Below are 9,865 nucleotides of genomic sequence, written 5' to 3' on the forward strand. Positions count from 1 at the left end.
TCTAATGAAATCCCTGAGAGATTTGTTGGATCTGGATACGGATATGAAACCAGATATGAACCGTTTATTGTTACCGGATACCAAACAGTGAGAATATATGGCCAAATTTTTTCCAGGTATATTTATGTCCCGACAATACCTAAAGAAGTGAGGCTGGGCGATACTGTTGAATTAAAACTCATGTTTCTCAAATCCGACGATACTCTTTTACAAATGCCTCAAGGAAAACCTGTAACATTTCAAGTCCAATTCGGTGACAGTAACCTAAATCCAACAAACATCACATTCACCAATATAATTTCAACACCGTTTAATTATACTGCATTGGATGGTAAGGAAGGTACTGTATCAATTTTTTATAACGGTGCACTTATCAGCTCCCTTAAAATAACCCATGCCGGAGAGTATGATTCATTAACCCTACTGAAACATGAGATATCAAAAGCCTCAAATGAGATAAATCTAACTCATGATTATAAGTTCTACTCCTCCCTCGACGATAGAAATGCGATTACCGTTGATAAAGACCTTACAATAAACGGAAATGGCTATACAATTGACGGATGTAAGGGTGTCAACGGCATCTTTAACTTTGCAGGCGGAAGAAACATCACAGTCAAAAATTTAAATATTATAAACGTGAAGGAAACTGCAATAAGAGGCATCTCTTCCGGCAATGACCAGATTACTTTTATAAACTGTACTTTTGAAAACACAGGGGAGGCAATAAACTCAAATAAGATAACATTTATTTCCGGTTGTGAATTTGAAAACATTAAATCTACTGCTGTTAAGTTATATTCTACCCAAAGCACAGCAAACATTATTGATAAATCAACATTTGAAAATTGTAACAGTAAAAATGACGGTGGTGCGGGCTACATCAATTCAAAAACCGTGATTACAAATTCAAAATTTATAAATAACTATGCAAGCAATGGTGGAGGATTATACATTGACGCAGAAACTTGTGCTGTCGACAATTGTGAATTTATTGGAAATGAAGCGGATTATGTGGCTGGAGGAGCATATTTCTCAAGTGCAAACTGTAATCTTACCAACAGTGCATTTATAAATAACTCCGCTGCATCAAATGCGGCATTTTACCTTAAAACAACACCTGGAACAGTGGAAAATAACACAGAAAGCAATAGCACAATAACCAGTAATTCATTCACCCACCTTAATGAGATAATGGCCCAAACCGGAAACGTGCTCAATTTGGAAAATGATTATAAATTCAAATCTAAAGATGATATGAATTTTGCAGACGGCATCTCTATTAAAAAAGACCTGATAATAAACGGTAACGGCCATGCAATTGATGGTGCTGATTATGCCTCAATTTTTATAATCGATGAAGAAACTGCAGACGTAACATTCAATAACGTCAATTTTGTCAATGCATTGGACTATGCTGCAAATATTAAAAATGCAAAAAGCGTTACTTTCAATAATTGTACTTTTTATTCCTCAAATCATGGTTATTATAATGAGGAGGGAGTAATATTTATTGACAACGATGGAGGGTCTGTTACAGATAGCGTGCTTATCAGCAGATGTTCTTTCATTGACAATGATGTCGACAAAATGATTTATGCAAAATCAGGAACATATGTCTTAACCGTTAAAGACAGCATTTTCGCAAACCCAAAATCCACCTATGACGTATACATTCAAAGACATAACAATAACAATCTGGATTACAACTGGTGGGGAAACTCTGCAGACAACTTTAACAGCACCCCTAAAGTGAATGCCCAAATAAATAACTGGTACTTCCTGAACACTACATTAAAATCCAACAGGGCGACAATATCACTTAACAACTTATATGATGACAGGGAAAAATCAATCGCAACCGTTACAGATTGCAGCCTTGCTGATGTGGCCGTCGAACTCATTGGAAAAGACCTCGTAGTAAACAATTATGCAATCATTAAAAATGGAAACGTCACAGTATCCTATAAAACAATTAAAAAACCTGCATATTTAACTGCAGTCATTTATGGATTTGACTATACCGCCAATACAACAGAAAAAGGGCAATTTGATTTGTTACAGGAATTAATTGACAATGCCGAAAACTTTACCCTGAACCTGACTCAGGACTACACAATCACAGACGGCATAGACAGCATTGGCGGAATAATAATAAACAAAGACAGTTTAACCATTTATGGTAACGGACACACCATCAATGGTCTTGGAATATCCAAATTATTGAACGTAGTGGGAAATAACGTTAAATTAATCAATTTAAACCTGATAAACGGATATGATCCAATATCCCAAAAAAGCCCTATCCAATGGAGCGGAAATTATGGGACTATGGAAAACTGTACCGTTTCCAATAATTTGGCAATTAACGGTGGAGCGATAACATGGACAGGGCCTATGGGAAGCATAAACAATTCCACTTTCATCAATAACCAAGCAAACTTTTATGGAGGTGCAATTTACTTCGATGAAATCCGTGGAGGAATAACCAATTCAAAATTCATCGACAATTCCGCATCTGATGGAGGAGCAGTCTATGCAAATCAAAAATATATTCACATCGATAACTGTGCATTCATAAAAAACGATGCAAATAACGGCGCTGCCGTTTACGTTAATGGAGAAAAAGGAAAAATACACAACAGCTTATTTGAAAACAACACTGCAAGCAGAAGCGGTGGAGCAATCTACTGGAATTATATAACAGGCATCGTCACCACCAGCAACTTCACATTCAATAAAGCAAAATCAGGTGGAGCAATCTACTGGAATCACGAGTACGGCAAAGTGTCCGATTGTGAATTTGCAAACAACACCGCAACCGAGGACGGCGGAGCAATCTACTGGAATGATGACTATGGAACCGTAGACTCAAGCTACTTTGAAAACAACACCGCAGGCGGATACGGTGGAGCGATCTTTTGGGATTACGATTACGGAAATGTTATCGAATCAGTATTCATTAAAAATACCGCCAACGACGGCGGAGCGATCTACTTCCGTGAAGGATTTATACTCAAAAGCAAAGAGCAAACAGTTGAAAATTCAACATTCCAGGAAAACCGTGCTGAAAATAATGGGGGCGCAATATATCTCGCCGCAAAACAAAGCAGCATTGTTAACTCCGCATTCATCAAAAACCAAGCCACAAAAGGTGGAGCAATTTACTCAAGCAATGAAGAGGAAACAATCTCAAAATTAGTATTCATAAGCAACACCGCATCAGATAACGGAAGTGCAATATACCTGGAAGAGATATCAAACCCAGTCAATTACTGCGTTTTCATAAATAACAGTGGAAATAGCATATATTATGACGATACCTCATGGTTTAGCCCTACCACTTTAAATGCAGATTACAACTGGTGGGGAAACAACATAACCGATTTCAATCAAAATTTTGCAAATGTAGCTGAGGATGTGGAAATAAATAACTGGTATGTTTTAAACATGACAATGGCTGATGGAATTGCACATATCACATTAAATAACTTATATGATAAGGTAAATTCCAGAATACTTATTGGACAAACCTGCAAATTGCCGCAGATAACATTAACATTAACAAATGAAAACATTGATGTTGCAGACAATACAAAACTTGATGATAACGGAATTGCAGAGGCGTCTTACATACCTAAAGCAACCCAAACATCCCTCACTGCCCATTTTGAAACAGCAGAAATCACCGTAAACAAAGCATATGTGGAAGGCACTGTGATAATTGAGGATATAGACGAATTTGACTATGGAAACGTTACAATTGAATTCAGTGTGGTAAATCCTACAACAGTTGAGGTAATCATAAAAAATGAAGATAATGAAACAGTATTCATCAATATAACCGATAAAAGAATACTTAACCCTGATTTGGCTGCAGGAACATACACCATTACAGTAACAAATGCTGGAAACGATACAATTCTTCCAAGCAATGAAACAAAAACATTCACAGTCAACAAGTTAACTCCAATAATAAATGTTGTCACAAATGACGTGACCTATCCTGGAAACATAATTGTGAACATTACCAGCGATATAACAGGCAGATACATAGTCAAAATCGCAGATCAGCAAATAGAACTCAACCTGACAGCAAACATTGCGGAAACTGTAACATTCACAGGACTGGCAGCAAAAGAATACACAGTTAATGTGACTTATGATGAAACAGAAAACTACACAAGCGCAACAAACAACACAGTCAAAGTAAACATCCTAAAGGTAACACCAACAATAACAGTAAAAGCAGAAAACACAACATATCCGGGAAACTTGATTGTAAACGTTACCAGTGATATTGATGGAAAATATGGAAAATACACTATTAAAATAGGTAACAAAGAGCAAATCATTAACTTAACTGCCAATGTAACCAAAGAAGTAACATTCACTGAGTTATCCGCAAACGAATACACAATTAACGTGACTTATGATGAAACAGAAAACTACACAAGCGCAACAAACAACACCATAAAAGTAAGCATATTTAAAGCAACACCAACAATAACAGTAAAAGCAGAAAACACAACATATCCATTACCATTAACACTGATACTAACGGTAAATACAATATAACTGTTGAAAACCAAACCAAAGAGGAAACACTAAATGTGGGCACAAATACCATAACATTCACAGGCGTTAAAGTTGGAAATTACACAATAACCGTAAAATACTGTGAAACAGAAAACTATACAAGCGCAATAAATGACACTGTCAAAGTTAGTGTGCTTAAAAATGAATCTTTCGAACCGGAAATAACCGCAACAAACACTGCAAACGAAACTGTAATAACATTCACATTCCCAGAAGATGCCACAGGAAACGTTACAGTTATAGTTGACGGCAAACAATACAATGCAACAGTTGAAAATGGTAAGGCAGTTATAAGCATGCCGCTGATACCTCTGGACAGTACTGTGGACTTTGAATACACAGGTGATAAAAATTATCCTACAAAATCCAAGGAAACCAGCATTGCAAATGTCACCGCAATCATAAAAGCAGAAGACATGACAAGAGGATTCAACAGTGGAGTGGACTATCAAGTAACAGTCGTTGACGGAAACGGAAATCCAATGGCTAAAAAACAGGTCATATTCATCATAAACGGCAATCAATACAATGCCACAACCAATGATGAAGGTATTGCAATACTAAACCTCAAACTGGCCATAGGAACACACACAGTGACAGCTGTAAACCCATTAAACAACGATAATGTCACTAAAACCGTTAAAATCACAACCAGAATCACTGGAAACAAAAATGTGAACATATACTATGCCAAAAACTATGCATACAAACTTTGCATAATAGGTGACGACGGTAAACCTGTCGGATTAAACGTTGCAGTCAAAGTGACAGTGAACGGTAAGGCACAAACACTAAAAACTGATAAGAATGGTTACATTACCTTGAAATTCACCAAAACATACCTTCCAAAAACATACACAGTAACCGCCGAATACAAAGGAATCAAAGTGACCAACAAGGTAAACGTAAAACAGATCTTAACCCTCAAGAAGGTTAAAGTCAAAAAATCAGCCAAAAAACTCATACTGAAAGCCACATTAAAAGAAGGCAAAAAAGCACTTAAAAACAAAAAAGTGACCTTCAAGTTCAAAGGCAAAAAATACAAGGCTAAAACCAACAAAAAAGGAGTGGCAAAAGTAACCATCAAAAAATCAGTGCTCAAAAAACTCAAAGTGGGCAAAAAGGTAAAATACCAAGTAACTTACCTAAAAGACACTGTAAAAAGAACTGTAAAAGTTAAAAAATAGAGAATCCTAAAATTCTCTATCTTTTTTTATTTATTTATTTCTCATTTTTAACAATTTTTTGAAAAAATTTTATTACTTATTAACAAAAGATATTAAAGTAATGAAAATTTAGCTAAATGAGGAATCAAATTCATGAAAAACAAGGCTTTGGTAATTTTCACGATTTTATTTGTCACTTTATTCACCTTGGCAACGGTTGCCGCAAGTGATGTAAATGATACAAATGCAGTCAGTGAAGTTACAGACGATATTACACAAGATGTTGACATTTTAAAGGCAACAGACACACAGATTGATGAAAACAATAGTATTCTAGCGGCTGCAGATGAAGACACATTAAGTGCCGATGAAGGCAGCTTTAGAGATTTGCAGGATTTTATTAACGGTGCTGAAGAGGGTTCTACCATTTATTTGGATAATGATTATGCATTTAAGGATACTGGCACCGTTGAATTTTCTAAAAGCATTACAATTGATGGAAGAGGCCATTATCTTGACGGACAACGTAAAGACAGGATCTTTGATATCGTATTGGCTAAGGATAAACGTGTGGTATTGAAAAACATTACTTTTAAAAATGGTGATGTCTCCTGGACCAGTGGGGGTGCAATAAGATGTATAGGTATAGAAGACAATGAGGGTTCAATATATATTACTAATTGTACTTTTGACAATAACCATGCTGATGACGCTGGTGCAATATATGTTGAATTTACTGGTGCATATATAGAAAATTGCAGATTCACCAATAATGCCGCTGATGACCATGGAGGGGCCATAGTATATTATTCAAGAGGATCCTATATCACAGACAGTTATTTTGAAAATAATAGAGCCGATGATTATGGGGGAGCCATTTATTTTATGGAATGTGATGGATTTCCAAAAGACCAATATGTAAGAGATAATAAGGTTCTCACTTCGACTTTTATAAGTAATAACGGAAATTATGGGGGAGCTATTTACTCAAATGCTCGTCACGAAATAATAAGAAGTTGTACTTTTTACAAAAATAATGCTGATGAAGATGGTGGTGCAATATATGGATTTACAAATGGGAACGGTGAGGATATTATAGAAGATTGTCTTTTTGTAGAAAACAGTGCTGAAGATTATGGAGGTGCAGTTTACTTCTGCGAATATGGTCCGAATATATATTATTCAGTTTTCGATAAGAACACTGCAGAGACCGGTAAAGATCTTTATATTGATTTTTGTTCTGCTTATTTTGATGTTCCTGAGCATGGTCCTATTTGTATAAGTTGTATCTTTTTACAAAGGGATTCCATTTACACTGACCAATTCTCTTTTACCGGGTTCCATGAATGTTGGTTCCCAAATGGACATGATATTCAAAAAGGTGATGAAAAAGATGTCATTTATATGGATAATGAATTAAATTTAAAATTTGAATATGTTAAGAATGCGGATTCCCCTTCTATTGTGACTGGATATTTCACATTCAAGCAAACCTCTCAAGATACTTTCAATGTTCCTTTAAGAGAGTTCACTATTGAAACAACAACAGGTACCATAAATACAACTAAAATAAACATTGGCTTAAACAAGAATTCTTTTGAATATACACCTAATTATGCATTTGATGAAGGTGAAATAAAATTCAAGTATAGGGATTATACATATGTCTTTAAATTTGATCAAACACCTCCTGACATATTCACTGCTCTTCAATCAAATATTAATCAAGCAACAGAATCATTATCATTGGAGAATGATTTTTCATATAGTGAAACCAGAGATTCACACATTGGCAGTGAAGGAATTTTAATTGATAAAAGTCTGACAATAAACGGTAATGGACACATAATAAATGGAAATAACCGTACAGCATTCAAAATAAATAATCCTTCCGCCAACGTTACATTCAATGACATCATTTTTGTCAATTGTAACATCCCGATAAACAGTATAAACGCTCAGAAAGTGACATTTAACAATTGTACATTTGAAGCAAACCATGAAAATATCATAATCAACAGCGATTGTGAATTCAATGATTGTCAATTCATTTATAATGTTGCACAGAATACTTCAATTCTATACATTGCCGGTGATTGTGTTATCAATGGCTGCCAGTTCCTTGATAATATCGCACAGAACAATTCAGTCATAGTCATCGCAGACGATTGTGTTTTGAATAATGCCACATTTGTCAATAACGTCGCTGGCGAAAGCTTAATCCTTTTGAATTCAACTTCAAATGTGGAAATCAACGGTTCATTATTTATTCAAAACGATGCTGACAAAATCATCCATGCCAAAAAAGCCTTGAATAAACTGAATGTTATAAACAATATTATTATCAATTCCAAATCAGAATATGAAATATATGCTGAAAGCCAACCTCATGAATACTATTTGGATTACAACTGGTTAGGAAATACTGCAGACAATTTCAACAGTCTATCCAAAGTTAATCTTGATGTCAATACTTGGTATTTCTTAAACATGACACTTATGCATGACTATGCAAACATTTCCCTAAACAACGTATATGACAATGTCAATAAAAGAATCATTAAGAATAGCGACTATACATTATCAAATATAAGCATTAGATTGGGTTGTGTCAACATGTCAAGCAGTCAGGGAAGCATTGATTTCGGTGATGATGGTGAAATCCAAATCAATGTTTATATGCTTTCCAAACCTGCATTTTTAACAGCAAGTTATGAAAACGTTAATTACACTGTTAATTTCACTCAAAAAGGAGAGTTTGACTTGCTGAATGATTTAATATATGCTACTGCTGACAATTCCATTATTGTCCTTGACAGGGATTATACCTTCACAGAGGGCATTGACAGCGTCGGCGGAATTACCATAAGGGCTACAAATATAACCATTGACGGTAACGGACACACCATAAACGCCCTCGGCAAATCATTAATATTTACAGTATCCGGTGAAAGAGTAACATTGAAAAATCTCATTCTTGTAAATGGAGGCAATGAAGATGTGGGTGGATACGACGGTCCTGTTGTCTGGAACGGACATGATGGTGTAATTGACAACTGTACCTTTGAAAACAACACCGGGGCTCTAAACGGAGCAATAACATGGTTGGACAAAATGGATTAATAAAAGATTCAATATTTAAAGATAATGCTGCAGGATATGGAGGTGCTTTATTCCTCCAAGGCAAAAACATGACAATTACAAACACAACATTCACCAATAACCGTGCAGGTTCAGGTGGAGCAATATATGTTCATGATACTGAGGCTACAGTAGAAAACTGTACCTTTAGATACAATACCGCTACTGGAGATGGTGGAGCAGTCTACTGGGATAAGAAGAACGGTAAAATATCCGATTGTGAATTTGCAAACAACAATGCAGGCAGTGAAGGTGGAGCAGTCTTCTGGAATGCTGCAGATGGTGTTGTAGATAGCAGTAAATTTACATTCAATAATGCACCGGATGGAGGGGCAGTATATTGGAATGCCCGGTACGGTGAAGTATCTGATTGTGAATTTGCAAACAACACTGCAACCAATGGTGGAGCGGCCTACTGGAATGCAAATTACGGAACCGTAAATTCAAGCTCCTTTGCAAACAACACTGCAAGCAATGGGGGTGCAATTTTCTGGCATTATGATTACGGTAAGGTGATTAACTCAACATTCATCAAAAACACTGCAACCAATGATGGTGGAGCAATTTACTTCAACGAGAGAGGATTTTCACTTGATAATGAGCAGGAATCTGTTGAATATTCAACCTTTTTAGAAAATAGTGCTGTAAATAATGGTGGGGCAATATATCTTGCCGCTAAAAAAAGTACTATCGGAAACTCCGAATTTTTACAAAATCATGCGAAAAATGGAGGGGCTATACATATAACTGCAAAAGAAAGCAGAATTGGCAACTCCACATTCATCAAAAACCAGGCGGAATGTGGCGGAGCACTTTATGCAAGTTTTAATGATGGAACAATCTCTCAATTGATATTCATTAACAATACAGCATCAGATAAAGGAAGTGCAATATACTCAGATAACGAAAAAACTCCAGTAAATTACTGTATTTTTATAAATAATGGAGGAAGCACTATA

At 35.8% G+C, this 9,865-nt stretch carries 3 protein-coding genes and 1 pseudogene; all 4 read left to right on the forward strand.

Annotated features, from left to right (window positions below):
* Positions 1-4,578 (forward strand): right-handed parallel beta-helix repeat-containing protein (locus QZ138_RS11185; protein WP_292889096.1); only part of this gene is annotated, 4,578 nt, incomplete at its 5' end.
* 35 nt (positions 4,579-4,613) lie between these two features.
* A complete protein-coding gene (locus QZ138_RS11190) occupies positions 4,614-5,786 on the forward strand; it encodes an Ig-like domain-containing protein (RefSeq protein WP_292889097.1) in 1,173 nt (390 codons plus the stop codon).
* Positions 5,787-5,918: 132 nt separating this feature from the next.
* Entirely contained in the window at positions 5,919-8,888 is a 2,970-nt protein-coding gene (locus QZ138_RS11195) for a right-handed parallel beta-helix repeat-containing protein (RefSeq protein ID WP_292889098.1), read from the forward strand.
* Positions 8,867-9,865: pseudogene (locus tag QZ138_RS11200) on the forward strand (hypothetical protein); the annotation flags it as partial. The gene QZ138_RS11195 and the pseudogene QZ138_RS11200, both read left to right, overlap by 22 nt.

The organism is Methanobrevibacter sp. UBA212, from assembly GCF_905233225.1.
Taxonomy (GTDB): Archaea; Methanobacteriota; Methanobacteria; order Methanobacteriales; family Methanobacteriaceae; genus Methanocatella.

Coding starts and splice junctions, on each gene's coding strand:
- QZ138_RS11195 (WP_292889098.1), top strand. CDS start 5,919: ATGAAAAACAAGGCTTTGGTAATTTTCACGATTTTATTTGTCACTTTA.